A 23,452-nucleotide genomic window follows, 5' to 3' on the forward strand; every position below is an offset into this window, starting at 1 on the left:
CACCCAACCCCTGCCGCCTAGGCGATCGATCCGGCGGCCGGGAGGATGCGGTAAATTCGAAAGGTACCGCAGGATGCCAGGTGAAGGAGGCCACGCGTGGTTCGGGGTGGCCCCAAGCTTGATCACGGGCGGCGCAGGGAACTGGGGCAGAGCTTCCAGGACGGCGGCAGGCACTACCAGCGCGTCCGGCCCGGCTACCCGGAAGTGGTGGCCCGGTGGTTGGTGCCCGCCGATGCCCACGATGCCCTCGACGTAGGCGCCGGAACCGGAAAGTTCACTGCTTTGCTGCTGGACATGGGACTTCACGTCACGGCCGTGGACCCCTCCGCGGACATGCTCGCCCAGCTCACGGAACACTACCGGGCCGCCACGGCCGTGCCGGGGACTGCCGAGGCGACAGGCCTGCCCGACGCCCACTTCGACGTCGTCACCGTTGCCCAGGCGTGGCACTGGTGTGACGCCCTCGCGGCAAGCACCGAGCTGGCCCGCGTCCTGCGGCCGCACGGGACCCTGGCCCTGGTCTGGAACCAGCTGGACACCTCTGTTCCCTGGGTGCACCGGCTCTCCCGGATCATGCACGCAGGCGACGTCTACCGGCCGGGCCACAAACCCGTCGTCGGGCCCGAATTCCAGGGCCTCGAAGGGCACGTCACCCACTGGCAGGACACGATGACCACCACGGACCTCATGGAACTGACCAAGTCCCGCAGCTACTACCTCCGGGCCGGCGAGGCAACGCGCGCCAAGGTCCTGGCCAACCTGGACTGGTACCTGCACAAACACCTCGGCTACACCCCTGACCAGGAAATCGAGCTCCCCTACCTCGCTCTGGCCTGGCGGGCGGCCAAGGCATGACCTCGCATCCCATGCGGCGCACGCCGAGCCGGTAGGCTTGACCGTGTGAAGACCAGCGCGCCCTCCTCCTCGATCGAGGACTACGTCAAGGTCATTTATTCGTTCACGGAATGGCAGGACAAGCCCATCACGTCCACCCAGCTTGCGCAGCGGCTGGGGGTGGCCAATTCCTCGGTGTCCGAGATGGTCCGCAAGCTCAAGGACCAGGGCCTGGTGGACCACAAACCCTACAGCGCCGTCACGCTCACCGAGGACGGCCTGCGGCTGGCCCTGGCCATGGTCCGGCGCCACCGGTTGATCGAGACCTACCTTGTCCAGCGGCTCGGATACAGCTGGGACGAAGTCCATGATGAGGCAGAACAACTCGAACACGCAGTGTCGGACACGTTCATCGAACGGGTGGCCGCAAAGCTCGGCAATCCAAAGCGTGACCCGCACGGCGATCCCATCCCCACCGCCGACGGGAATGTGCTGATGCCGCGCGCGCACCTCCTCGCCGAACTGGACCAGGGCCATGCCGGCAGGATTACCAGGATCAGCGACGACAACCCGGAGCTGCTGCGTTACCTTGCCGGCCAGGACATCGACCTCGACGCCGATGTCGAGGTGGTGGGCCGCCGGCCCTTCGGCGGCGCCCTGGTGGTGCGGATCGGCGCTTCGGGCGGCGTCCGCGAGTTCGACCTCGCTGACGAGATCGCCTCCGCGCTGTGGGTCTCCAGCGACGCCCCGCACGCCGGCTGCACCCTGGACGGTCCCTGACGTGGCGATGCCCACCGGGCGCGCCTGGCTGGCTGTGGCCGTCGGCGGGCTGGCCGGCAGTGAGCTGCGCTACGGGCTGGGGCTGGCGTTTCCGGACGTGCCCGGCTCGGTCCCGTGGGCCACGCTGGCCATCAACATCAGCGGCAGTTTCGCCCTCGCGGCGCTGACCACCATCTGGATGGCACGCCCGCATACGGCGTTCTGGCTGCGGGCCGGGATAGGGCCGGGCCTGCTGGGCTCCTTCACCACGTTTTCAGCGGTGGTTTTCGCCTCGGACCAGTTGGCCCGCGCAGGTGCACACCCGGTATGGATCCTGTATCTGGGATTGTCACTGGGGCTCGGTCTGGCGGCCGCCGGCCTGGGTTGGCGTTCCGGAAGGCTGATAGCCCGGAACCTCGGACTGCAATGATCACGGCAGCCCTGGTGGGAGTCTTTGGCGTGGCTGGCGCACTCCTGCGGTTCGCAATCGACAGCTGGTTCGCGCACCACAGCAGCATCCGCAGCGTCCGCAGGGATGGCCACGCGGCACTGCACTGGCCCTGGGCCACGCTGGTGGTCAACGTCATGGGGTGCTTCATCATTGGCCTGGCACAAGGGGTGACCGGCAGGCTGGGACTGGGCGCGGAATGGCAGGTGGGCCTGGCCACGGGACTGGCCGGCGGACTCACCACCTTCAGTTCATGGACCACGGCCACCATCCGCCTGCTCAGCGAAGCCCGGTTCGGTGCCGCGGCCCTCAACGTGGCAGTCAACCTGGGCCTCGGGCTTGCCGCCGCCGCCGCGGGGATTGCGTTGGCCGCATAGGTACCGCTGTTTCCGGTGCCGTTCCGCCGGCGATTTGGCGGCCTCCCGTATGGTGGAAGGTGATGATCAGCAGACGCGACGCCGCAATAACCCTTGACGTTCCCCTTGAAATGGCGCAGCGCCACGGCCTGCCGAAATGGATGACGGAGGCCGAACTCCGCGGCATCCTGGACAATCCTCCGCCCTGGCTTGTGCAGTCGCGCGCCAATCGGACGGGCAAGCGGCCGGTGTGGGTGCACCTGGAATGCGCAGTCTGCGGTTACGAGGAGGCGGCCAGGCCCAAGAAGTGGTGGCCGGACTTCACCTACGTGGTGTGCAGCCACCATCCGCCGTCCGATGTTCCCGCCGTCCGCCCCGGCTGTGTCCGCGGCGAGTACGACGGCGTGGGGACGCGTTTCGTGGGCATCGCGGACGTGGAAGCGCCTCCAGTCAGCCGATAGCTCCCCCCGGTGACGCGCCCCGATGACGTGATCGATGACTGCCCCAGTAACGCGCCCGGGTGACGTGCGTGCTTATGGCCGGGCGCCGTCGGCCATCAGGCCGGGCCGTTGCCCGTCATTTCCTCCGGGACAGCGGTGAGGTGCAGCTCTGTACCGTCGCGCAGCACGGCCACATCGAGTGGTTCGCCGATGGCATCGGAAAACAGGAGCCGCTGCAGGCTTTCGGCGTTGCTGACCGGGCGGCCTCCAGCGGTGACGATGATGTCGCCTGCGGACAGGCCCGCCTTGTCGGCCGGCGAGCCCGGCAGCACTTCGACGATGCGGAGCCCTTCCCGCCGCCCGCTGCGGATCACGGCGCTTGGGTTGAGCTGGATCGGGGTGCTCACAAGGCCCAGGTAGGCGCGGCGCACCCTTCCGTCCGACAACAGTGCCGAGATGATCCTGCGGGTGGTGGCGTTGATCGGGATGGCCAGGCCCAGGCCGGCGCCGGCCACTGCGGTGTTGATGCCGACAATCCTGGCGTGGGTATCGGCCAGCGCTCCACCGGAGTTTCCGGGGTTCAGGGCAGCGTCTGTCTGGATGACATCCTCAATGACCCGCCGGTTGCCGCCCGACCAGACCGGGATGGCCCGGCCCAGGCCGCTGACCACGCCCGCGGTGACTGACCCCGCCAGGCCCAGCGGATTTCCAACGGCGACCACAAGCTGACCCACGCGCAGCGTCTCTGCCGCGCCGAATTCAGCGGGCGGCACCTTGGGCCGCGAACCGTGGACCACGGCGAGATCGGACAGGGGGTCGGCTCCCACCAGCTCCAGGTCCATCCGGCTGCCATCTCCGAACGCGGCAAAACCGTGCCGGGTGCCGGCCACGACGTGTGAATTGGTGAGCAGGTACCCGTCCTGCGTAAAGAGCACCGCCGAGCCCGCGCCCACCCTGCCCCTGCCGTTGCGGCGGTTTGCGGTCATTTCGATCGCTGCCACGTGCGGCGTAACGGCCGCGGCCACGCGCATGACTGTCTGCGAGTACGAGTCCAGGACGTCCTCGTCCCCGGTGGGTATGGGTTCCTGCGCCTGGTCCATGACGCACCTCCGGCTTGGTGCCGCTTCCGGCAATGGCCTGCCCTGTAGGGGCCTTATGGGACACAACAATGGATGGGCCCGGTCCACTCCCGGTACAGCTACGCCTTGGGTGAACGCCCGCATTGCGGTGGGCAGCACCAGTCCCAGGCTTTAGGATCGGAGCATGACTGACTCCCCCGCAGGGTCTCAAACAGAAATACTGAACGCCGAGGAATGCTGGCGGTATCTTCGGTCCTCCTATATCGGCCGGCTGGCGGTCATCAACGGTGACATTCCCGAGATTTTCCCCGTGAACTTTTCCATTGCCGGAGAAACCCTGGTGTTCCGCACCGCACCCGGGACCAAGCTTCGCGCCCTGCTTGGCGGAGGAATTGCCGCCCTGGAGGTGGACGGCCTCAACCCCTATTCCACGGAGGTCTGGAGCGTCGTCGCCAAGGGCAGGCCGCAGCCGTTTGATGAAACCACCATGCAGCTTCCGGCCGGCGACGCCGACCGGGAACCGTGGGAGCCGGGGATCAAGAACCACCTGGTGGCCATTACCCCCACTGATGTCACAGGCCGCCGGTTCCCGGTCAGGCCGCGCTCCCGCTGGTGGCCGCCCGTCGATTTCTCCGCCGACTGGCTGTAGCGGCGGCCGAACCTGATCAGGGCCTGCCTCGTCAGGCCTTGAGGATCACCTTGAGTGCCTTGGTTTCGGCGGCCCGGGAGAACGTGTCGTAGGCATCAAGGAACTGGTCGAACCCAAAATGGTGGGTGGCGAATTTTTCCGCCCGGATCTTTCCCTGGGCCACCAGCTTGAGCAGCATGGGGGTGGTGTTGGTGTTCACCAGGCCCATGCTGATGTTGATGTTTTGGATCCAGAGGTTTTCCAGGTGCAGCTCCACCGGCTTTCCGTGCACTCCAACGTTCGCTACGGATCCGCCGGGCCGCACAATGTCGGTGCACATGGCAAATGTTCCCGGGACGCCGACAGCCTCGATGGCCACATCGACACCCTGTCCGCCTGTCAGGGCCAGGACCTGTTCCCGCCAGTCGCTGCTGCCGGAAAGGACCGTGTCCGTGGCGCCGAACTCCCTTGCCTTTTCCAGGCGGTTCGCATCAAGGTCGATGGCCACGATCGTGGCCGCGCCGTACAGTCCTGCCGTGGTGATGGCTGCCAGGCCCACCGGACCGGCGCCCACCACGGCAACTGTGTCGCCGGGCTTAACCCTGCCGTACTGGACGCCGATCTCGAATCCGGTGGGAAGGATATCGGAGAGCATGACGGCTTGTTCGTCGCTGACCCCGGCGGGCAGCAGGTGCAGCGAGTTCTCCGCGTAGGGAACCCGGACGTATTCGGCCTGGGTCCCGTCGATCAGGTGTCCGAAGATCCACCCGGTGCCTTCCTGCCCCTCACTTCCCAGGCAGTGCGAATAGAGGCCGGCCTTGCAGTTTGCACAGTGGCCACAGGACTTGATGCACGAGATGATGACGCGGTCGTTTACCTTCAGTCCGGTCACTGAAGGACCCGTTTCCACGACCGTACCTACTCCTTCGTGGCCCAGGATCCGGCCCTTTTCGACGGCGGGAACGTCGCCTTTGAGGATATGCAGGTCTGTGCCGCAGATCGTGGTGGTGTCGACTTTGACGATGACGTCGCCGGGTTGCTGGATCCGGGGGTCCGGAACATCCGTCCATGACTTGTCACCGGGTCCGCCGTAGACGAGAGCTTTCATGGTGTTTTTTCCTTACTCTGCGGAGGGCTTGGCGTCGGTTGCCGGCTTTGCGGGAATTCTTGCCGGGTGGACTGTTGGCGGAAGGGCTGAGGACCGCCGGGACCCGCTGCGGGGGTCTGTGTCACCTGCAGTTTGGCCAGATGCAGGATTCCGAGCACCAGGAACAGCCCCGAGAGCCCAAGTGCCGGCAGCAGGGCGGACATGCTGGGCTCAGCGCTGAACAGGGGCTTAACCAGTTCACCCACCGCCAGCGAGAAGATGAGGGTGAAGCCGAGGACATACAGGGCCGGCAGGAGCAGCAGCCCCGCACGGTGGTTCCGGTAGGTCAGGAGGGACAGGACCAGGAATCCGGGCATGATGAAGCACAGGTCCAGGATGAAGATCGAGTAGAGGGAATCGATCTGCTCACCGCTCCGCATCAGAGGCAGGAGCATCCCGATCCAGAGGGGATAGAAGATCAGCGGCTGGAGGATGGCGCCGGCGGCCGACACAATTCCCAGCCCACGGGGAAGGGAGGCGGACGGCGCGTCACGGCCCATAGTGGCCCCGGCAGTGACCATGGCCCAGAACGACAGGGTGAAGACAGCCATGTAGACCAGGTACAGGCCGTTGTAGGTGCGCTCAATGACATAGATTCCGTAGGCATAGAACAAATAGCCAAGCAGTCCCAGGGCCACGATCTGGTGTTTGGGCCTGTCCGGCCTGGCTGCCCATGCCAGGTACAGCAATCCGGTCCCGGCCGCCACGGAAAGCAGGTCCTGGGAGTAAGCACCGGGGACCAGTTCACTCGAGACCACCCGATCGTAAATCTCCGGCCGCCATATTCCGGTCCCCGCGGCGGCCAGCGCCAGCAGACCGGCAACAGCCCACAGCAAGCGGCTGAGGAACAAATGCGTCAGCATGGCCACCTTTCGCAGGAAGATCTGGAATTCCCGGGCGTTCCCCAGACTCCCATTGGTCCGTGCGGGCCCCAAGGGCCATAGGTCCTTCCTTGGAGGCCGGGCCTTTATGCCCTTACGGGAGGCAGGAGAGTTGCCTACGCTGTGCCCTATGACTGAGAAAACGAACGTGCCTGTACCGGAAATCCTTGATGCGGACGAGTGCTGGAACCTCCTTTCCCAAACAGGGGTGGGGCGCCTTGCAGTCATCGCCGATGGGCATCCGGATGTCTTTCCCGTTAATTACAAGGTGGACGGCCGCACGCTGGTATTCCGCACCGGCGGGGGCACCAAGCACCAGGCCCTGCAGTCGGAGGCCACCGTGGCCCTGGAAGCGGATGCGGTGAGTTCCCAGTTTGGCCTCGCCTGGAGCGTGGTGGTCAAAGGAACTGCAGCTGAGGCGACGCCTACCGGCCCTGACCTGGATGACGTCCGGCGGGCACTGTTTCCGTGGCAGGGCGTGGGGCAGGAACATTTAATCCGCATCACTCCGGAGTCGATAACGGGCAGGCGCTTCACCGTGGACGCGCCACTGCTGTGGCAGACCCCGCTGGATGACGCAACCCGCGCCGGTTTCGAGTAAGCCATCCGGACGGCAGGCACTGTGCGCGCCTGGTGGGTAAACGGGCCGGGCCCCATCTCCACCCGCCCACTGGTTCAGGGACTTCGTGACACTCCCACGCCTGCCGCCCACGAACTGCTGGTTGAAGTGACTGTTTGCGGCATTTGCCGTACCGACCTCCACCTCGCAGAAGGAGACCTGGCTCCGCACCGCCCGCACACGGTGCCCGGGCATGAGGCAGTCGGCACCGTTGTTGAAACAGGGGCCGCCTGCTCCCGTTTCAGGACGGGTGACAGGGTGGGCGTGGCTTGGCTTGGCGGCGTCTGCGGCAGATGCGATTACTGCCGGCGCGGTGACGAAAATCTTTGCCTGTCGCCCCTCTTCACGGGTTGGGACCGGGATGGCGGCTATGCCGAGTATCTGACAGTTTCGGAGGACTTTGCCTACCCGCTGCCTCCTGGATTCCCGGACGAACAGGCTGCGCCACTCCTGTGTTCGGGCATCATCGGTTATCGGGCCCTGAAGCGCGCCGCCCTCCCCGTGGGTGGCCGCCTGGGTATTTACGGCTTTGGGAGCTCAGCCCACATCACTGCCCAGCTGGCGCTCAAACAGGGTGCCTCCGTATTTGTCATGACCCGGTCTGAAAATGCGCGGCGGCTCGCGCTGGAGCTGGGGGCGGACTATGTTGGGGAGGCATATGACCAGCCGCCGGTACCGCTCGATTCCGCCATCCTTTTTGCACCGGTGGGGGACCTTGTCCCGGCCGCGCTTCGTGCCCTGGACCGTGGCGGGACCCTGGCCATCGCCGGAATCCATCTGACTGACATCCCGGCGCTTAATTATGGCAGGGAGCTCTTTTTCGAACGGCAGCTGCGGAGCGTCACCGCCAATACCCGGGCCGATGGACGTGAGTTCCTGGCCCTCGCGGCCAGGCTTTCCCTGGCCCTTACCACTACGGCGTACCCGTTCGAGGCTGCGGACCAGGCACTGGATGACCTGGCGGCCGACAGGATCACTGGTTCGGCGGTCCTGCGGGTCCGGCCGGAACGCTAGTCGCCTCGCCGCCACCGCACCTCCCCTGCTTTAACCGAACAGGACGGCGGCCTCCTGGTACCGGGCTTCCGGGACCACCTTCAGTTCTCCCAGCGCTTCGTCCAGTCCGACGTTGACGATGTCCGTGCCCCGCAGGGACACCATGGTGCCCCACCTGCCGGCCGCGGCGGATTCGACGGCGGCGAGGCCAAGCCTGGTGGCAAGGACGCGGTCGAAGGCTGTGGGTTCACCGCCACGCTGGATGTGGCCCAGGACGGTGGCCCGCGTCTCGATGCCGGTCCGTATCTGCAGTTCTCCTTCCAGGAGCAACCCGATGCCGCCGAGGCGCGGCCGCCCGAAAGTGTCCAGGCCGCGGGGCGCGTACGGTGCCGCGTGCCCCTCGGGGGCAAAGGCCTCGGCCACCACCACAAGGGGTGCCCTGCCGCGGTCACGCGCTGACAGCACCCAGGAACAGACCTGGTCCAGGGACACTGGATGTTCAGGTATCAGGATGGCGTGCGCGCCTGAAGCCATCCCGGAATGCAGTGCGATCCAGCCCGCGTTGCGGCCCATGACTTCGGCCACCATGCAGCGGTGGTGCGATTCACCGGTAGTCCTCAGCCGGTCAATGGCCTCGGTGGCAGTCTGGACCGCAGAATCGAAGCCGAATGTGTAGTCCGTGGCGCCGAGGTCGTTATCGATGGTCTTGGGCACCCCCACCACGTTGATGCCCTGGGCGCACAGCTCCCGGGCCGCCGCCAGCGTGCCTTCTCCTCCAATGGCAATCAGGCCCTCGAGTTCGTTGTTCCGCAGGCAGGCACGGACGCCCTCGATGCCGCCACCCACCAGCGGATTGGTCCGCGACGTGCCCAGAATGGTACCGCCCAGGCGCGAAATCCCGCGGACGCTCGTCCGGGGCAGCGGAAAAACATCCTGCTCCAGGACGCCCCGCCACCCGTCCTTGAACCCCAGGAATTCGTAGCCATGCGCAATGTCCCCGCCCAGTACCGCTCCCCGGATTACGGCGTTCACCCCCGGGCAGTCACCACCACTGGTAAGGATCCCCAGCCGCTTCACGGCACCACCACCTCCGAGGCCCTGGCAGGCAACGTAAAATGCCGCGTCTGGCCGGGAGGAAGTTCCTCATCGATACCCCGCACCTGCACCTTTATCGGTCCGGCGTCGCCGGGGGCAGAGGCGATGCTCATGTCCCCGCCCTTGAGGTGCACGCGGAGGCGGTGCCCCCGGTACAGGACCTCAAAAGCGACGGCGCGCAGCCCCGTCGGGAGATTAGGGGTGAACAGGATGGTGTCGCCGCTGAACCGCAGCCCCGCAAAGCTGCGCTGAACCACGTCGATGCTTCCTGCCATTGCACCCAAATGGATACCGGCGCGTGTGGTGCCATGCTGGGTATCGTCAAGATCGGCGTCGAGCGCTTCACGGAAACTGTCCCACGCCCGGTCCGCATCCAGGCCTGCAAGGACGGATGCGTGGGCAACCCTGCTCAGGGTGGACCCGTGCGCGGTCCTGGCCAGGTAGTACTCGATGGTGGTGTTGAGTTGTTCCTGCGTGAATGCATACTGCAACCGCTGAAGGATGGTGGCCAGCCCTTCATGCCCCAGCAGGTATGGGAGCATCAGGACATCTGCCTGCTTTGCCAGCTTGTAGCAGTTGGTTGTGTCATTTTCGGCTTCGAGGATGAGGTCCAGCCGCTCAATATCGCCGTACGCGTCCCGGTAATGCTCCCAGTCAAGTTCCTTCAACGTCCCGTAGCCCTCGAACTGGCTGATGACGCCGTCCTCGTGAAATGGGACGTACATCGCCGTTCCCATGTGCGACCACCCCGAGGCTTCCTCTTCCGTGATGTTAAGCCGCTCCATCAGCACGGCACGCTCGCTGCCGTGCAGTAAGTCCATGATCTCCCCTGCCTGGGAGCAGACCCAGGCAGCCATGACATTGGTGTAGGCGTTGTCGTCCAGGCCAGGTGAGTCGCTGCCGGGGTAGCCGGTGTGGTACTCGTCCGGTCCCACCACGCCCCGCAGGTGGTACCGGCCGCCCTGCTCGTCGTAGTCCGCCAGTGAACGGAAGAACCGGGCAACCTCGATCACCAGTTCAGCCCCCTTCTGGAGGAGCCAGATCTTGTTCCCTGTGGCCTGGAAATACTGCCAGGCATTGAAGGCGACGGCCAGTCCCGAGTGCACCTGCAGGTGTGAGTGGTCCTTGACCCACCTGCCGGACCTGTCGTTGTACAACCATTTTGGCGTTTCCTCGGTTCCGTCGCTGGCGCTTTGCCAAGGAAACTTCGCCCCTGCCAGGCCTTCACGTGCCGCTGCATGCCGGGCGGCGGGAAGCCGCCGCCACCTGTAATCGATCACGGACCTGGCAACCTCAGGCGTCCTTGAGGTCAGTACCGGCAGGACAAACAGCTCATCCCAAAAGACGTGGCCACGGTACCCCTCGCCGTGGAGCCCGCGCGCGGTCACGCCGGCATCCAGCTCGGCTGTGTGCTGTGTCAACGTCTGAAGCAGATGGAAGATATGCAGGTTCAGGACCAGGCGCACCTGGACCGGGGCATCAATTTCCACCATGAACGGACGCAGCTCGCGGCGCCAGGCCTCCTCGTGCGCCGCCAGCAGAGAGTCAAAGTCACCACCCGTACGCTCCAGGACAGCACGGGCTCCCGTCTCCGGAGAGGAGATGGCGCGGTCACGGGACGTCACTACCGCCACCGTCTTGGTGATCCGCACTGCGGTGCCGGCAGCAAGCGGCAGCAGAAGAGTTTGGAAATGGAAAGCTCCTTTCCTGCCGTCCTTCACTGCCGCTGCCTTCCCAGCGACGTAAGTTCGAAAGGCTGCGGCGATCCGGATGAGGCTCTGGGTGGTTTCCACTTCGACGACGGAAGCAGCGTCCTGGAGGCGCCCTGGGCTGGAGCGGCGGGAGGCTGTCCTGTCAGCCAGGTGGAGGTCGGAGCCTTGGGCGGGTTCGGGCAGGTTTGCGTTGCGGACGCCGGCGTTAACCCCGCTGCGGACTTCCACCTCGCCGCTCCAGCCCAGGGCGGTGATCACCGTCGCCAGGACCAGCAGATGGGGTTCGGCCATGGAAACAAAGCGGGTCTGCACCACTTCCAGGCGGCGGTGGTCGGCACTCTCCAGCAGCAGCCGCCGCTCGAGCACTGCCCGCTTGAGGTCCAGGACCCTGCGCTCACGGATGGGGCTCATTCCGCCTTCCGACCACCACTGCTGGCCGGCCAGGCGCAGATCGAGCGGGAGGCAGTCGGGTGCGTTGACCATGTGCTCTTCCAGCAGCGTCTCGCCGGCCGCCGTCACCTGGACACGGTTGTAGACGCCCGCGAGGTACATTCCCGCGTAGCTGAAGTTGCCGCCTTCGGGCGCCGCCCCCCGAACGCCCAGATAGCCGTTGCCCAGGGTGGTGAGCGCCTCCCGGTGGCCCTCGTGTGCGACGTCGAAGCCTTCATAGACCAGGTGCCAGGCGTTGCCGATGACCTGTCCCAGGTCCAGCTCCCCCACATCGTTGAGGACAGTGTCGGCGCCGGCCGCCTCCAGTTGCCGGCGGTTGCGAGTCCTGTCGATTCCGACCACGAGGCCGAAGCCTCCTTGCCGGGCTGCCTCAACCCCGGCCGTGGAGTCCTCGACCACCACGGCGTGCGGCGGGGCCACGCCCAGCCGCGATGCGGCCTCAAGAAAGATGTCCGGCGCCGGCTTTCCGCGCAGGCCCAGCCGTGCCGCCGTCGTTCCGTCCATCACTGCCCGAAAGAGATCCTGGATGCCCGCCGCTTCCAGGACCACCCCGGCGTTGCGGCTCGAAGTGACCACCGCCGCAGGCACTGCCGCCTCTTTGAGCCTCCGCAGCAATTCAAGGGTGCCGGGGTAACTCTGGACGCCGTCGGCCCGCACGTGCTGCAGGAACAGCTCGTTCTTCCATGCGCCCAGGCCGAACCCGGTCCAGGCGCCCGCCTCATCCGTCTCCTGTCCCTTTTCAACCTGCACTCCCCTGGCGGCCAGGAACCGCACCAACCCCTCCTCGCGAGGCATACCGTCAATGAAGGTGAGGTAGTCCGCCCTGCTGAGCGGGGCACGGTTGGCGCCTGCCGGGACCCTGGGGTCGTGCAGGATCCGCTGGAACGCATCCTTCCAGGCAGCTTGATGGACCAGCGCCGTGTTGGTGACCACCCCGTCCAGGTCGAAAATGACGGCATCAAAGGGTGGCCTGGCAGCAGCGGCGGTGGGAGACCCGATCATAGGTCAGTGGTACCAGCAAGCGCCCGTTCCGGACAGGGCCGTAGGGCCCGGCGGCGGCTACGCTTTGTCCGGACGGGATGCCCGCCCCACGTGGTTCCACCATGTCAGGGGCGAGGTGATGGTGAAGCGCCTGCCGGTTATTGAGGTGGGCTCGATCCGGACGTAGTGGTCCTTTTCACCGGCTTGCCAGGGAAAGAGCGTCAGCGCGGCCCCGGTCAGCAGTTCCTCCGAGGGCTCCAGGATGACGGCCTTGCCCTTGACCAGGACGCTCCATGCTTTGGCGTCATCGTGGCCGTCGGCTTCGAGGGCGACGGCCAGCGGTCCCCCGGCTGCCCGCAGTTTGGTTCCTTCGCCTGTGCGGAAGACCAGGGACTGCTGGTCAACCTTGTAGTTCACGGGAAAGACCTCCGGGTACCCGTTCACCAGTACTGCCAGGTGGCCAACGGACACACTGCGCAGGAGGTCCCAGCACGTGCCGGGATCCAGGACTTCCGTGGGCGTTTGCGGGTCGTTGTGCATGCTGTCGAAGGTAATGGCATGCCCGCTCCCCCGCTAGAGCATTTGGGCCCGCCGGGTATTCCGGGGCGGGCCGCTTGGGCGGGGGCCCCACCTGCGGCAGGACAGGGGGTGCCGCAGGACACCTGTTGCAGGACAAAGAAAAACACCCCGGTCCGAAGACCGGGGTGTTTTCGATGAATCGGGTCATCCGTGAAGGATGCCTCGAGTCACCGCAAGGGTGGAGATGGGGGGAATTGAACCCCCGTCCGATGTCGTGTTGTCAGGGCTTCTCCGGGCGCAGTTTGCGTCGGATTTTCTCGGCCCCAGCCATGCTGCAAACAGCTGGCTGATCCGGGCCCAGTCATCTAAAAGTCCCGTTTACTCCGATGACGGGAGCAAACAGCAGTGGCTATCTAAATGACGCCAGGATCCGGGGCGATAGCAACCCCGGGCTGACGGACTGTCTTACTGCTTAGGCAGCAAGAGCGAAGTCAGTGCGCTTAGATTCGGCACTTATTGGTTTGCAGAAAGCGTTTACGAGATAATTCTGCATCCTCGGCCCGCTTCACCTGTCGCGACTAACACCGTCGAAACCGATCATCCCCGTATTTTGTTACCAAACCGGCTGGCAAGCCTGCCGGACTACCCATACTAACGCATGCCCCACCGAAATAATTCCTAGCGCCGCCGGTTGCGTTCGCGCATCTCCCGCTGGGCTTCGCGGTTGTCCTGTTGCTCCCGCAGGGTCTGGCGCTTGTCGTACTCGCGCTTACCGCGTGCTACGGCAATTTCCACCTTTGCCTTGCCGTCCACAAAGTACAGCTGCAGCGGCACGATGGTGTAGCCGGCTTCCTGGACTTTCCGGGAGATCTTGATCAGCTCTTCCCGGTGCAGGAGCAGCTTGCGGCGGCGGCGGGCCGCGTGGTTGGTCCAGCTGCCCTGGTTGTACTCGGGAATGTGGATGGCTTCCATCCACAACTCGTCGTTATAGAACGTACAGAATCCGTCCACCATGGAGGCGTGGCCCTCGCGCAGGGACTTCACTTCGGTGCCCATCAGCGCGATGCCGGCCTCGTAAGTGTCCAGCACGTGATAGTCGTGCCGGGCCTTGCGGTTGGTGGCCACCACCTTACGGCCACTTTCTTTAGGCACGGGTAAACTCCTCGGGTTCCAGGTCGGGTGCCTCCGGGCCTGCGGCGCGGAGCTCTACCAGTCTACGGCAGCAGCGCGGGGCCCCTAGAGCAGGCCCATGGGGTCGACGGCGGCGCCGTTGAGCCAGGTTTCGAAGTGGGCGTGGCAGCCCGTGGAGTTGCCGGTGCTGCCGGAGTAGGCAATGAGCTGGCCCTGGGAAACCCTCTGGCCATTCGAAACCACGATGCTGGAGTTGTGGTAATAGATGGTGGTGAGCGTGTTGCCCTGTGCCAGCCCGTGGTCGATCTTGACGCGCCAGCCGCCGCCGTCGGCAGAGTTCCAGCCTGAGCTGAATACTTCACCGGCAGCTGCAGCGTACACGGGAGTGCCGCAGGCAGCACCAAAGTCGATTCCGGTGTGCATGTATCCACCGGTGCCGTAGAAGTCGATGGTTCCCGGCGGAGTGGTGCGGTACCCAAAACCGGAGGTGATGGGGATGCTGCCGTCGAAAGGATGGCGCAGGCCAAAGGCCGACGGCGATCCGGCAGCGGGCGGGACGTACGGCGGGGCCGGCGGGGCCGGGCGGTTCGCGGCGGCGGCCGCAGCAGCTGCCGCAGCAGCCGCAGCCGCGGCCTGCCTGCGCTGTTCGGCTTCCCACGCCTCGCGGGCCCTGCGGTCACGTTCGGCGATTTCGTTCGCCACCTGGTTCTGGTTGGCCTGGACACCGGCCAGTTGCGCCTGGATGCCGGGCTTGGCCGCCTGGAGCTCAGCGTCAAGGCGGGTGGTATCCGCGATCAGCTGGTCAACCTGGGCCTTCTTTGCGGCAGCCTCGTCGCGTGCGGCCTTCTCCCGCTCCAGGGCAGCGTCGGCTTTGGCCTTGAGGTCCTTGATCTCGGCTTCCACGGCCTGAAGCCGTGCCTGCGAGTTGACGTTGGTGGCGTTCTGCTGGCTGAGCTTGTCCATGGCAGCGTTCTGGCTGCGCATAGCCTGGTCCGCGAGGTCCATGGTTTCGGTCAGGCTGCTGCCACTGTTGGATCCGAAGAAAAGCGACAGGTTGGAGGGAACGCCGCCGGATTTGTAGGCCTGGGTAGCGATCTGGCCGATCAACTTCTTGGTGTCGGCGATCTTCTGCTTGTCCGTTTCCAGCTGCTGGGTAATCTTGGCCTTGTTCTGCTGGGCCATGTCCACACGGGCCGACAGTGCTTCGACTTCCTTGACGGCGCCGGCTACGCGCCCCTGCGCCTCCAGGAGTGCCTGCTGGGCGCCGGGCAATTGGCCCTGGTAGATCACCAGGTCACCGGCAGCCTTCGCGATCCGGGAATCGACAAATTCAAGGGATGCCTGGACGCGGGCAGCTTCGGCCTCGAGCGCGGCCTTGCGGTCTTCGAGGTCGTCTGCGAACGCGACAGGAGTGGCGAGGGCCATCCCGGCTGAAAGGATGACGGTGAGCACGCCGCTGACGATCCCCAGACGGCCGGCAGCAGACCGCCCTCGGCTGCGCCGGGGGCGGGGCAAGTTTTGATCAGTCAGGTTCATGGGCATTCCTTGGTCGGTGTGCACAGCCTAAACGCGCAAATATCTACGTAAGGTCAAGAGAGACGAAATTCCTGCCAAGGATCCGCCAAGGATCAGCAGCGCCGGAACGAGGATCAGGGTCTGGCTGGATGAAATGAAGGCTGTGTCCGGGTACTGCCGGGACATGTAGTCGCCCAGGAAGAATTGCGCTACTGCCCACAGGGTGCCCGAGGCGAGGGCAGCGCCGATGACGGCTGCTATGACGCCTTCCAGGATGAACGGCAGCTGGATCACAGTCTTCGAGGCACCCACCAGACGCATGATCCCGGTCTCGCGCCGCCGGCTGAACGCCGAGAGCCTGATGGTGGTGGCAATCAGCAGGATGGCGCAGACGATCATGACACCCGCGATGCCGACCGCCACCAGGGAGGCCCCGTTCATCACCGAGAAGAGGCGTTCGAGCAGCTGCCGCTGGTCGATCACCGTTTCCACGCCCGGCTGCGAGGAGAACGTCTCGCTGATGATCTGGTACTTCTCCGGGTCCTTCATGTTGATCCGGAACGATGCAGGCAGCTGGTCCGGCGTCACGGAATCGACGATCGGCGAGTTTGAGAACTGGTCCTTGAAGTGCTTGTAGGCCTCATCCTTGGACTCGAACTGGAAGTCGTTGATGTACTGCGCTACTGCCGGAGATTCAAGGAGGGCGTTCAGGCCCTGTTGTTGTTCAGGGGTGACCGGCCCGGAAGCGCAGCCGGGCGCCGTCGAACCTTCACTGCACAGGAAGATGGCCACCTGGACCTTGTCGTACCAGTAGCCCTTCATCTGGTTGATCTGCATCTGCAGCATCCCGGCCGCACCCACGAAGGTGAGGGACACGAAGGTCACCAGGATGACCGAGACCACCATGGAAAGGTTGCGGCGCAGGCCGCTGCCGATCTCCGAAAGGATGAATGCCAGCCTCACCGCTGGGCCTCGCCTTCAGCGCCGTTGCCCGGCAGACCGCCGTCGGGCCCTTCCCTGCCGCTGGCGTCCTTCAGCCGCCTGGACTGGCCGACGACGGGGATCATCGACGTGTACAAGGCCTTGGCTTCGTCGCGGATCACCACGCCGTTCCTGAGTTCGACCACCCGTTTGCGCATCTCGTTGACGATGTCGTCGTCGTGCGTGGCCATCACCACGGTGGTTCCGTTCTGGTTGATCTTGTCCAGCACGCCCATGATGCCCATGGACGTTGTGGGGTCCAGGTTTCCGGTGGGTTCGTCCGCGAGGAGGATCCCGGGCCGGTTGACCACGGCACGGGCGATCGCCACGCGCTGCTGCTCGCCGCCGGAGAGCTCGTGCGGCATGCGGTGTTCCTTGCCTTCCAGGCCCACGGTCTTGAGGACTTCCGGGACCGTGTCGCGGATGACGCTCCGGCTCTTGCCGATCACCTGCATGGCGAAGGCTACGTTGGCGAACACATTTTTCTGCGGCAGGAGGCGGAAGTCCTGGAAGACGACGCCGATCCCCCGGCGAAGGCGCGGAACCCGCCAGCTGGAGATCTTGGCGACGTTCTGGCCGGCGACGTAGACAGCGCCGGACGTGGCGCGGTCTTCCTTCAGCACAAGGCGGAGGAAGGTGGACTTTCCGGAGCCGGACGCGCCCACGAGGAAGGCGAATTCGCCGCGGTCAATCTCAAGGTTGATGGAGTCCAGTGCCGGGCGGGCTTTCTGGTCGTAAACCTTGGTGACATTTTCGAATCGGATCATGGCCCTAAGTACCCTGCAGGGCATGGCTGATTCATGTGATGCAGCCCAGTTCTGCAGCCGGTGCACGGGTTTTCGTTTGGGGAAAGTAGGGCCCCGGCCCCTCGACTATACGCAGGATGCCCGGTGGTTGGGCCTGCTTTCAGGGGCGTGTCGCCGGATCAGCCGCGGCCCGGCCGGGGCCGCAGCCTATTTTTCAGCGTTGCGGTTGTCAGTGCGCCAGCGGATGCCCGCGTCAATGAAGTCGTCGATTTCGCCGTCGAACACTGCCGACGTATTGCCCACTTCGTGTTCCGTACGCAGGTCCTTGACCATCTGGTACGGGTTCAGGACGTAGGACCGCATCTGGTCACCCCACGACGCTTTGACATCGCCGGCCAGTGCCTTCTTCTCCGCGTCTTCCTGTTCCTTCTTGAGCAGCAGGAGCCGGGACTGCAGGACACGCATGGCGGCGGCGCGGTTCTGCAGCTGCGACTTTTCGTTCTGCATGGACACCACGGTGCCGGTGGGAATGTGGGTAAGGCGGACTGCGGAGTCGGTGGTGTTGACCGACTGGCCACCGGGGCCGGATGAGCGGAATACGTCCACCCTGATCTCGTTGTCCGGGATTTCGATTGAGTCGGTTTGCTCGATCAGCGGGATGACTTCCACGGCCGCGAAGGATGTTTGGCGGCGTCCCTGGTTGTCGAAGGGGCTGATCCGGACCAGGCGGTGCGTTCCGGCTTCGACGCTGAGGGTGCCGAAGGCATAAGGCGCCTTCACCTCAAAGGTGGCCGATTTCAGCCCGGCTTCCTCAGCGTAAGAGGTGTCCATGACGGTGGTCGGGTACCCGTGGCGCTCAGCCCAGCGGAGGTACATGCGCATGAGCATCTCGGCGAAGTCTGCGGCATCCACTCCGCCTGCGCCTGCCCGGATGGAGACCACTGCTTCGCGTTCGTCGTATTCGCCGGACAGCAGCGTGACGACTTCCAGGTCCTTGAGCGCCTTCTTGATGGACTCGAGTTCAGCCGCGGCCTCCCCCATGGAGGCGGCGTCGTCCTCGTCCTGCCCAAGCTCCACCAGGACTTCGAGGTCGTCAATCCTGGATGCCAGGTTAGTGAGGCGCTCGAGTTCGGATTGGCGGTGGGAAAGCCGGGACGTGATTTTCTGCGCGGCCGCGGGATCATCCCAAAGATCCGGCTCCCCTGCCCGCTCGCTGAGTTCGGCGATGTCTTCCTTGAGTGTCTCCACGTCGCTGACGCGTTCAATGGACTCGTAGGTGGCGCGAAGCGCGCGGATTTCAGCGGAAAAATCAATATTGGCCATGGTGGTTTAAGCCTACGCTATCGCCGGATACAGCCAGGCGTGCTGGCCCGGCGTCCTGTTTGGCACAGCAGAGTCACTTATCGGGTGAGGCGCGAGCGCGCAGTGGACGCCGCCTCGATACGGATACCGTCCGGAACGAGGAAGTTCACCACAGGCGGGTGAACGGCTGCCGTGAGGACCACGACGGCGGTGGAACCGTCCGGTGTACCCGTTGCCCCAGTGACGGCAAGACCGGAGAAACGCTGTGAGGCGGGACTTCTTGCGATGAAGTCGGCAGCGACATTGCGGACGCGGGCGGGACTAAGGACAGCCGAGGGGCTTCCGCCCTGGGACGTGACTTCACCCAGGGTGTAGCTGTCGGCCGCCGCCAGCGAGGCGCCGTCCGCCAGCGACAATAGACGCTTGTGCTCCAGGTAAACGGCAGATATTCCAATGACGACTGTCGCCACCAAGAGCGCCAGGACGATGTAGCCGAGGATCATGACCATCACCTGGCCGCTCTCATCCGGTTCACCGCGATTCACCGGTACCTCCCCACCAGTTGAGTGGAGGACGCCTCAACCTCCGTGGCGGACAATCCATCCGCAAACGGTATGAACGGCAGCGGCACGTTCAGCCTGACAGTCACCGTTACCGTCGTTCCGGCGGCCTGGCAGTCTGCCGGGTTGCAGCTGGTGGTCATGCTGGCCCTTTCTGCAGGGTGCCCGAAGTCGGAGAGGGCAAGGGCCACGGCCTGCTCCGCAGCTGCCTGGGCGGTGGGGGCATCGGGCTGTGCTTCATAGACCTTGGCAGCCTGGTCGGCGGCACCCACCACGGCGAAGGAACCGCCTTGGATTTGGCCGACAGTGATGACGAAGTACACCAGCGGAACCATCAGCAGGAGTGCAAGGAACGTGAATTCGACGACTGCACTTCCATCCTCATGCATCAGCCCATGGTGCTCATGGTCGGGGCCCTGCTGCAGGTGCTCCCGATGCGCATGGCCGGGGCACTTGAACCTGTCACCCACACGTGTGGCCCCGGAACCCTCCCTGCAGAATGCTTCTGCCAGACGTGTGCGGAACGGAAAGGCATTGGAATCGGGCCGTGCATGGGAGCGGGGCAATGGGCGGGCGCTGGACGGATCAGGGCTGAACAGCCGCATGCCCTTTCACCTCCAGCATGTCCCGTGGGCCAATGAACCCGATAACCGGCATAGGAGACCGGACGGTTACTTCCAAAGTGCGCATGCCTTGGACCGTTATTTCCTGCGTGCTGACCTGTTCTGCGAACCCCTCATTCAGGGCCATGCCGATGAGGCTGCGGGTCCGTTCCCGGGCATCGGAGGCATTACGGTCAGCGAGTGTCCCGTACCGTGCACCAGAGGCCGCAGCATCGATGAGTGTGTTCCGTACGTGCAGAACCAGGGTCAGCTGGATGATCGCAAGGAAGAACATGGTCAGCAGCCCGCCAACCAGTACAAAGTCCACCACGGCTGAACCCCGCTCCCCCGGCCGGGACAGCTTGGGCTGCACCGGCCCGTGAGGGGACGCCACCATGGTTCAGTTCCCCACCTTGTCCATGGCCTGGTTGAACATGGTCTCCAAGGCGGGGCCCGCGAGCGCCAGCAGGGCTGCAACCAGGACGGCGGACATCAGGGTTATCATCACCCATCCCGGCACGTCACCGCGCTCGGCATTATCATTTGCGCTTGCCCGAAGCGGCTGGAAGCCTTCATTGACATGCCAGCCTGCACGCCGACTCGCCCTGGCCGCGCGGGGCACCTTTAGCTGCAGTGTGGCCGTAAGGCCAAGAAGCAGCAGCAGACAGCGGGTTCCCATGTTTTGCATCTTGCGTCCTATTCCTGGTTCCTAGAGTGGCTTTTAGTAATCGAACAGAGCCGGGCTTCGGGCTTTTCTCCCATCAGAAGCCCAGGTTGATGGCCGCGAGGCCGGGGAAGACAGCAAACACAACGGTCAGGGGAAGCACTCCGAAAACCAGCGGCACCATCATCGCGATTTCCTTTTTCCCTGCAGCTTCCATGAGGTCCCGTTTGGCCGAATCGCGGACGTCCTGCGCCTGCGCGCGAAGCACTTCCGCAAGAGGTGTCCCTCTTTCCACCGCAACGATGACGCCGTCAACGAATCTGACCAGCGGCGCAAGGTCAGTCCGCGCAGAGAACTCCTGCAACGCCAGGACCAGGGGTTTACCGGCCCTTGTCTCTGCGAGGATCTTCGAAAATTCCTTGGACAGCTCACCGTTGGCACTCCTGCAGACACGATCCAACGCGCCTGTTGCGCTCTCCCCTGCGCCGACGGCCAAAGCCATCAGTTCGGCAAGGCTGGGGAATTCTGCCATCATCCGTTCTTCCCGCCGGCGGACCTGGGCGCCCAGCCAGTAGTCCCGCAGCACAAAACCTGCCGCAGCACTGCCGATGATCACTGCGGCAGCCAGCAGCGGGCTGAACCTGCCCGCTGCTGCTCCAAGGAGGATAAAGGCCGACGAAACGACAAAACCGGCTGCCGCCCACAGCAACTGTTCTGCGCGGAAGTCGATGGGCGACTTGTTGATCCCTGCCTGGGCCAGCCGCCGCGCGGTTGCCCCGGGCGAAGGGTTGAGTTTCCCCAAGGCCGAGAGCCAGTCCCGGAAGACCGGGCGGAGAATCCGCTCGAGCGGGCCGAACGGCGTCAGGTTCTGCTCGTCTGCTCGGAGGAGCCGCGACTCCAGGTTCTGCGACTTCAGTTGCGGCTCAATCCGTTCCGACAGGCTTATGGGGCGCATTGGAGGAGACCGGAAGATCACGAGCCAAAGACCGAAGCCAAGACCCATCCCGCAGATAACTGCTCCCGGGGAAACAATCATCATCGGAGGACCCTTTCGTCCTGGGGCAAAGCCCCGATCTTCAACATGACCGTGTAACAAACCAGCGAGACCACCAGGCCGCCGAGCAGGACTGCGGCGCCCATGGGCGTGTTGTAGGCCTGGATTGCCTCCGGTCTGGTCGCAAGCAGAATCATGACGATCCATGGCGCTGCAACTGCAAGCCGGGCGGCATTGATGGTCCAGGACTGCCTTGCCTCCAGCTCACTGCGGGTCCGGGCGTTTTCCCGAAGGAATTCCGCCAGGGTACCCAGGAGCTTCCCCAGGTCTGAGCCGCCCACCTCACGGGTGAGCCGGAGCGCTTCGATAATACGGTCGGCTACTGGGTCGGCAAGACGCTGTTTCAGCTTGTTCAGAGAGCCATCGAACTGGCCGCCTGCGCGGTAATCGGCGCCGAACTCGCGAAAGGTGGGCCGCAGTTCCTCAGGCCCCTTATCTCCAAGCTGGATGAGGGCCTCAGGTAGGGGCAGGCCCGCCCGGATCGCAGAGCGCAGATGATCCACGACGTCAGGCCAAAGTTGGCGCAGCATCGCGGTCCTCTTTTTGGCACGCCACCGGAGGATGGTGACCGGCAGCCACGCGCCGAAAAGCCCGAAACAGCCGGCAATGGGCAAGGAGCGACTGAGAGCGAAGAAGACCAGCGCCACGAATACCCCCAGCCCCAGACAAGTCCCTGCCAGGCCGCTCGCCGAGACTTTGTCTACCCCGGCAGCCGCAAGCAGGTCGGCCAGGCGCCCGGGCTTGCGCTTCCGGTTCCTACGGTCCGGCGTTTCCCAACAGGACCACCAGATGAGGAAGAGGCCTACCCCTCCTGCTGCTCCCACCAATGCGGAAATCATCGCGGATCCAGAAGTGCGGCGACGTCGTACCCTGCCCGTGAGAACTTCTCCGCGGCCGGCATGGCATTGGCCCGGGGCTGCAGCACACCGTTCTCCAGGGCAAAGACCAACGACGACTCGATGATGCCGTTTTCCACACGGCGGCCCAATGACAGGATTTGAGTTACTTGGCGCCGACCGTCGGCGTGTCTGCTGCAATGCACCACGAGGTCTATGCAGGATGCAACCGTGGGGACCACGAAGGCGCTTGAGATGTTGTCCCCCGCCAGCAGCGGCAGCGTGCAGATCTTGGTCACCGCGTCGTGGGCCGAGTTGGCGTGGACCAGTTACAGCAAAACCATGACGAAAAAACCGCGTGTCTAGACGACGGAATTCTGAATTCAAACGAGAAGAACATATTCGATTGGGTGGATTCAGATGCAACTTAGCAACGCCGACATGGCATTTATTATGCAGACGCGGAAGGCATGCGGTCTTCGCCGCAAAATGACCGAGGATGAACTGCGCGCCTTCGGCACCGCATTTGCGGGGCAAGGTTTCGCGGTAATTTCCGATGGCGAAGCAGCGGCATCTAAGGCAACTTCAGAGGCGGCGTGAATCAACGGCCACGAGATTTGAAGAGTGCGATATTTTTTCCTTCCCACTCTCCTGCGCTGCGATGCGTAAAAGCGCGCGATTACACAGATTCAACTTTACTGAACAACAACAACGCCGTGTGCACAGCAAGGCTGAAATGAATTTCCTCAGAAAAAGTGCATGAAATTATGATCTATAGTTTTGGTATCAGCTTACAAAACAGGAATGCGAAGCGACAAGATATTGCTTTCTGAAGACTGCATTTCGGGACACAATTCCAGAACACTTAGATTGGAGCTATCCATATGGGCCGCTCATCGGCCTGCTGTCACGGGGCTAACAAGAGAAGGTTGCTTGATAGGCGCTGCACAGAGTGCGTTGCAGATCGAAACAAGACGTACTACATGAAGAATAGGGAGGCAATTCTCGCTAAAGCACAGAAGCAACGAGATTACGTTGCGGCACTTATAGCCGCAGACAAAAAAGGCTGACCCGCAGTCGCTACCAACGAACTGCAAGCCAGCCTTAAAGCGATCCGGCG

General features: G+C 64.2%; 26 protein-coding genes, 1 other RNA gene and 1 pseudogene. 9 read left to right on the forward strand and 19 right to left on the reverse strand.

Going from position 1 to position 23,452, the window contains the following annotated elements:
* Window positions 1–96: 96 nt before the first annotated feature.
* From FBY36_RS01080 to FBY36_RS01100, 5 genes are all read left to right on the forward strand, one after another.
* A complete protein-coding gene (locus tag FBY36_RS01080) occupies window positions 97–855 on the forward strand; it encodes a class I SAM-dependent methyltransferase (RefSeq protein WP_142116945.1) in 759 nt (252 codons plus the stop codon).
* A gap of 45 nt (window positions 856–900) precedes the next feature.
* Window positions 901–1,614 carry a metal-dependent transcriptional regulator gene (locus tag FBY36_RS01085; RefSeq protein WP_142116946.1) on the forward strand — a complete coding sequence of 238 codons (714 nt, stop codon included), beginning with the start codon at window positions 901–903 and terminating at the stop codon, window positions 1,612–1,614.
* 7 nt (window positions 1,615–1,621) lie between these two features.
* Window positions 1,622–2,023: a fluoride efflux transporter FluC gene (locus FBY36_RS01090; RefSeq protein WP_142122425.1), complete on the forward strand. Its 402-nt coding sequence runs from the start codon at window positions 1,622–1,624 to the stop codon at window positions 2,021–2,023.
* Window positions 2,020–2,418 carry a fluoride efflux transporter FluC gene (locus FBY36_RS01095; protein ID WP_142116947.1) on the forward strand — a complete coding sequence of 133 codons (399 nt, stop codon included), beginning with the start codon at window positions 2,020–2,022 and terminating at the stop codon, window positions 2,416–2,418. Before FBY36_RS01090 ends, FBY36_RS01095 begins: the two co-directional genes overlap by 4 nt.
* Before the next feature lie 62 nt (window positions 2,419–2,480).
* Window positions 2,481–2,858 (forward strand): hypothetical protein, encoded by a 378-nt coding sequence (locus tag FBY36_RS01100; RefSeq protein ID WP_142116948.1) that lies wholly within the window; start codon window positions 2,481–2,483, stop codon window positions 2,856–2,858.
* A gap of 95 nt (window positions 2,859–2,953) precedes the next feature.
* Here FBY36_RS01100 and FBY36_RS01105 read toward each other — a convergent pair whose 3' ends face one another.
* Complete coding sequence (locus FBY36_RS01105) at window positions 2,954–3,937, reverse strand: S1C family serine protease (protein WP_142116949.1); 984 nt, start codon at window positions 3,935–3,937, stop codon at window positions 2,954–2,956.
* 163 nt (window positions 3,938–4,100) lie between these two features.
* Between FBY36_RS01105 and FBY36_RS01110 the strand changes: the two genes are divergently transcribed.
* Window positions 4,101–4,565: a pyridoxamine 5'-phosphate oxidase family protein gene (locus FBY36_RS01110; protein ID WP_142116950.1), complete on the forward strand. Its 465-nt coding sequence runs from the start codon at window positions 4,101–4,103 to the stop codon at window positions 4,563–4,565.
* Window positions 4,566–4,596: 31 nt separating this feature from the next.
* Here FBY36_RS01110 and FBY36_RS01115 read toward each other — a convergent pair whose 3' ends face one another.
* Window positions 4,597–5,652 (reverse strand): zinc-dependent alcohol dehydrogenase family protein, encoded by a 1,056-nt coding sequence (locus FBY36_RS01115; protein WP_142116951.1) that lies wholly within the window; start codon window positions 5,650–5,652, stop codon window positions 4,597–4,599.
* Window positions 5,649–6,554 carry a hypothetical protein gene (locus FBY36_RS01120; RefSeq protein WP_235008662.1) on the reverse strand — a complete coding sequence of 302 codons (906 nt, stop codon included), beginning with the start codon at window positions 6,552–6,554 and terminating at the stop codon, window positions 5,649–5,651. Before FBY36_RS01120 ends, FBY36_RS01115 begins: the two co-directional genes overlap by 4 nt.
* 148 nt (window positions 6,555–6,702) lie before the next feature.
* On the opposite strand from FBY36_RS01120, the gene FBY36_RS01125 reads away from it, so the two are divergent.
* Window positions 6,703–7,173: a pyridoxamine 5'-phosphate oxidase family protein gene (locus tag FBY36_RS01125; RefSeq protein ID WP_142116952.1), complete on the forward strand. Its 471-nt coding sequence runs from the start codon at window positions 6,703–6,705 to the stop codon at window positions 7,171–7,173.
* A 21-nt stretch (window positions 7,174–7,194) separates the two neighbouring features.
* Window positions 7,195–8,205, forward strand: a complete 1,011-nt coding sequence (locus tag FBY36_RS01130) for a zinc-dependent alcohol dehydrogenase family protein (RefSeq protein ID WP_142116953.1) — start codon at window positions 7,195–7,197, stop codon at window positions 8,203–8,205.
* Between the two features lie 30 nt (window positions 8,206–8,235).
* Here FBY36_RS01130 and FBY36_RS01135 read toward each other — a convergent pair whose 3' ends face one another.
* From FBY36_RS01135 to FBY36_RS01210, 16 genes and pseudogenes are all read right to left on the reverse strand, one after another.
* The gene (locus tag FBY36_RS01135) at window positions 8,236–9,261 is read right to left on the reverse strand and encodes an ATP-dependent 6-phosphofructokinase (protein WP_142116954.1); all 1,026 of its coding nucleotides are present in this window, start codon (window positions 9,259–9,261) and stop codon (window positions 8,236–8,238) included.
* On the reverse strand, window positions 9,258–12,443 hold the full coding sequence (locus tag FBY36_RS01140) for an HAD-IA family hydrolase (RefSeq protein ID WP_142116955.1): 3,186 nt from the start codon (window positions 12,441–12,443) through the stop codon (window positions 9,258–9,260). Before FBY36_RS01140 ends, FBY36_RS01135 begins: the two co-directional genes overlap by 4 nt.
* Window positions 12,444–12,500: 57 nt before the next feature.
* Complete coding sequence (locus FBY36_RS01145) at window positions 12,501–12,962, reverse strand: pyridoxamine 5'-phosphate oxidase family protein (RefSeq protein WP_142116956.1); 462 nt, start codon at window positions 12,960–12,962, stop codon at window positions 12,501–12,503.
* Window positions 12,963–13,177: 215 nt separating this feature from the next.
* Window positions 13,178–13,546: a transfer-messenger RNA gene (gene ssrA / locus FBY36_RS01150) on the reverse strand.
* A gap of 73 nt (window positions 13,547–13,619) precedes the next feature.
* Window positions 13,620–14,093 (reverse strand): SsrA-binding protein SmpB, encoded by a 474-nt coding sequence (gene smpB / locus FBY36_RS01155; protein WP_138132248.1) that lies wholly within the window; start codon window positions 14,091–14,093, stop codon window positions 13,620–13,622.
* 84 nt (window positions 14,094–14,177) lie between these two features.
* Window positions 14,178–15,608: a M23 family metallopeptidase gene (locus FBY36_RS01160; RefSeq protein WP_142116957.1), complete on the reverse strand. Its 1,431-nt coding sequence runs from the start codon at window positions 15,606–15,608 to the stop codon at window positions 14,178–14,180.
* A gap of 27 nt (window positions 15,609–15,635) precedes the next feature.
* Window positions 15,636–16,550 (reverse strand): permease-like cell division protein FtsX, encoded by a 915-nt coding sequence (ftsX, locus tag FBY36_RS01165; protein WP_142116958.1) that lies wholly within the window; start codon window positions 16,548–16,550, stop codon window positions 15,636–15,638.
* Complete coding sequence (ftsE, locus tag FBY36_RS01170) at window positions 16,547–17,335, reverse strand: cell division ATP-binding protein FtsE (protein WP_142116959.1); 789 nt, start codon at window positions 17,333–17,335, stop codon at window positions 16,547–16,549. Before ftsE ends, ftsX begins: the two co-directional genes overlap by 4 nt.
* Window positions 17,336–17,521: 186 nt before the next feature.
* On the reverse strand, window positions 17,522–18,637 hold the full coding sequence (prfB, locus tag FBY36_RS01175; protein WP_142116960.1) for a peptide chain release factor 2: 1,116 nt from the start codon (window positions 18,635–18,637) through the stop codon (window positions 17,522–17,524).
* A 77-nt stretch (window positions 18,638–18,714) separates the two neighbouring features.
* Window positions 18,715–19,161, reverse strand: a complete 447-nt coding sequence (locus tag FBY36_RS01180) for a pilus assembly protein TadG-related protein (protein ID WP_235008663.1) — start codon at window positions 19,159–19,161, stop codon at window positions 18,715–18,717.
* Complete coding sequence (locus FBY36_RS01185; protein WP_142116961.1) at window positions 19,158–19,781, reverse strand: hypothetical protein; 624 nt, start codon at window positions 19,779–19,781, stop codon at window positions 19,158–19,160. Before FBY36_RS01185 ends, FBY36_RS01180 begins: the two co-directional genes overlap by 4 nt.
* Window positions 19,762–20,175, reverse strand: a complete 414-nt coding sequence (locus FBY36_RS01190) for a TadE family protein (RefSeq protein ID WP_142116962.1) — start codon at window positions 20,173–20,175, stop codon at window positions 19,762–19,764. The genes FBY36_RS01185 and FBY36_RS01190 overlap by 20 nt, the downstream gene beginning before the upstream one ends.
* A gap of 3 nt (window positions 20,176–20,178) precedes the next feature.
* The gene (locus FBY36_RS01195) at window positions 20,179–20,466 is read right to left on the reverse strand and encodes a hypothetical protein (RefSeq protein WP_142116963.1); all 288 of its coding nucleotides are present in this window, start codon (window positions 20,464–20,466) and stop codon (window positions 20,179–20,181) included.
* Window positions 20,467–20,539: 73 nt separating this feature from the next.
* Window positions 20,540–21,481: a type II secretion system F family protein gene (locus FBY36_RS01200; protein ID WP_142116964.1), complete on the reverse strand. Its 942-nt coding sequence runs from the start codon at window positions 21,479–21,481 to the stop codon at window positions 20,540–20,542.
* Entirely contained in the window at window positions 21,478–22,335 is an 858-nt protein-coding gene (locus FBY36_RS01205; protein WP_200830412.1) for a type II secretion system F family protein, read from the reverse strand. Before FBY36_RS01205 ends, FBY36_RS01200 begins: the two co-directional genes overlap by 4 nt.
* Window positions 22,332–22,658 (reverse strand): annotated as a pseudogene (locus FBY36_RS01210) (CpaF family protein); the annotation flags it as partial. The gene FBY36_RS01205 and the pseudogene FBY36_RS01210, both read right to left, overlap by 4 nt.
* A 115-nt stretch (window positions 22,659–22,773) precedes the next feature.
* Here FBY36_RS01210 and FBY36_RS20500 point away from each other — a divergent pair.
* Entirely contained in the window at window positions 22,774–22,932 is a 159-nt protein-coding gene (locus FBY36_RS20500; protein ID WP_160141862.1) for a hypothetical protein, read from the forward strand.
* The last annotated feature ends 520 nt before the right edge of the window (window positions 22,933–23,452 follow it).

The organism is Arthrobacter sp. SLBN-122, from assembly GCF_006715165.1.
Classification (GTDB): Bacteria; Actinomycetota; Actinomycetes; order Actinomycetales; family Micrococcaceae; genus Arthrobacter.

Coding starts and splice junctions, on each gene's coding strand:
- FBY36_RS01090 (WP_142122425.1), top strand. CDS start 1,622: ATGCCCACCGGGCGCGCCTGGCTGGCTGTGGCCGTCGGCGGGCTGGCC.
- FBY36_RS01095 (WP_142116947.1), top strand. CDS start 2,020: ATGATCACGGCAGCCCTGGTGGGAGTCTTTGGCGTGGCTGGCGCACTC.
- FBY36_RS01100 (WP_142116948.1), top strand. CDS start 2,481: ATGATCAGCAGACGCGACGCCGCAATAACCCTTGACGTTCCCCTTGAA.
- FBY36_RS01105 (WP_142116949.1), bottom strand. CDS start 3,937: ATGGACCAGGCGCAGGAACCCATACCCACCGGGGACGAGGACGTCCTG.
- FBY36_RS01110 (WP_142116950.1), top strand. CDS start 4,101: ATGACTGACTCCCCCGCAGGGTCTCAAACAGAAATACTGAACGCCGAG.
- FBY36_RS01115 (WP_142116951.1), bottom strand. CDS start 5,652: ATGAAAGCTCTCGTCTACGGCGGACCCGGTGACAAGTCATGGACGGAT.
- FBY36_RS01120 (WP_235008662.1), bottom strand. CDS start 6,554: ATGCTGACGCATTTGTTCCTCAGCCGCTTGCTGTGGGCTGTTGCCGGT.
- FBY36_RS01125 (WP_142116952.1), top strand. CDS start 6,703: ATGACTGAGAAAACGAACGTGCCTGTACCGGAAATCCTTGATGCGGAC.
- FBY36_RS01140 (WP_142116955.1), bottom strand. CDS start 12,443: ATGATCGGGTCTCCCACCGCCGCTGCTGCCAGGCCACCCTTTGATGCC.
- FBY36_RS01145 (WP_142116956.1), bottom strand. CDS start 12,962: ATGCACAACGACCCGCAAACGCCCACGGAAGTCCTGGATCCCGGCACG.
- FBY36_RS01160 (WP_142116957.1), bottom strand. CDS start 15,608: ATGAACCTGACTGATCAAAACTTGCCCCGCCCCCGGCGCAGCCGAGGG.
- ftsE (WP_142116959.1), bottom strand. CDS start 17,335: ATGATCCGATTCGAAAATGTCACCAAGGTTTACGACCAGAAAGCCCGC.
- prfB (WP_142116960.1), bottom strand. CDS start 18,637: ATGGCCAATATTGATTTTTCCGCTGAAATCCGCGCGCTTCGCGCCACC.
- FBY36_RS01185 (WP_142116961.1), bottom strand. CDS start 19,781: ATGCGGCTGTTCAGCCCTGATCCGTCCAGCGCCCGCCCATTGCCCCGC.
- FBY36_RS01190 (WP_142116962.1), bottom strand. CDS start 20,175: ATGGTGGCGTCCCCTCACGGGCCGGTGCAGCCCAAGCTGTCCCGGCCG.
- FBY36_RS01195 (WP_142116963.1), bottom strand. CDS start 20,466: ATGCAAAACATGGGAACCCGCTGTCTGCTGCTGCTTCTTGGCCTTACG.
- FBY36_RS01200 (WP_142116964.1), bottom strand. CDS start 21,481: ATGATGATTGTTTCCCCGGGAGCAGTTATCTGCGGGATGGGTCTTGGC.
- FBY36_RS01205 (WP_200830412.1), bottom strand. CDS start 22,335: ATGATTTCCGCATTGGTGGGAGCAGCAGGAGGGGTAGGCCTCTTCCTC.
- FBY36_RS20500 (WP_160141862.1), top strand. CDS start 22,774: ATGGCATTTATTATGCAGACGCGGAAGGCATGCGGTCTTCGCCGCAAA.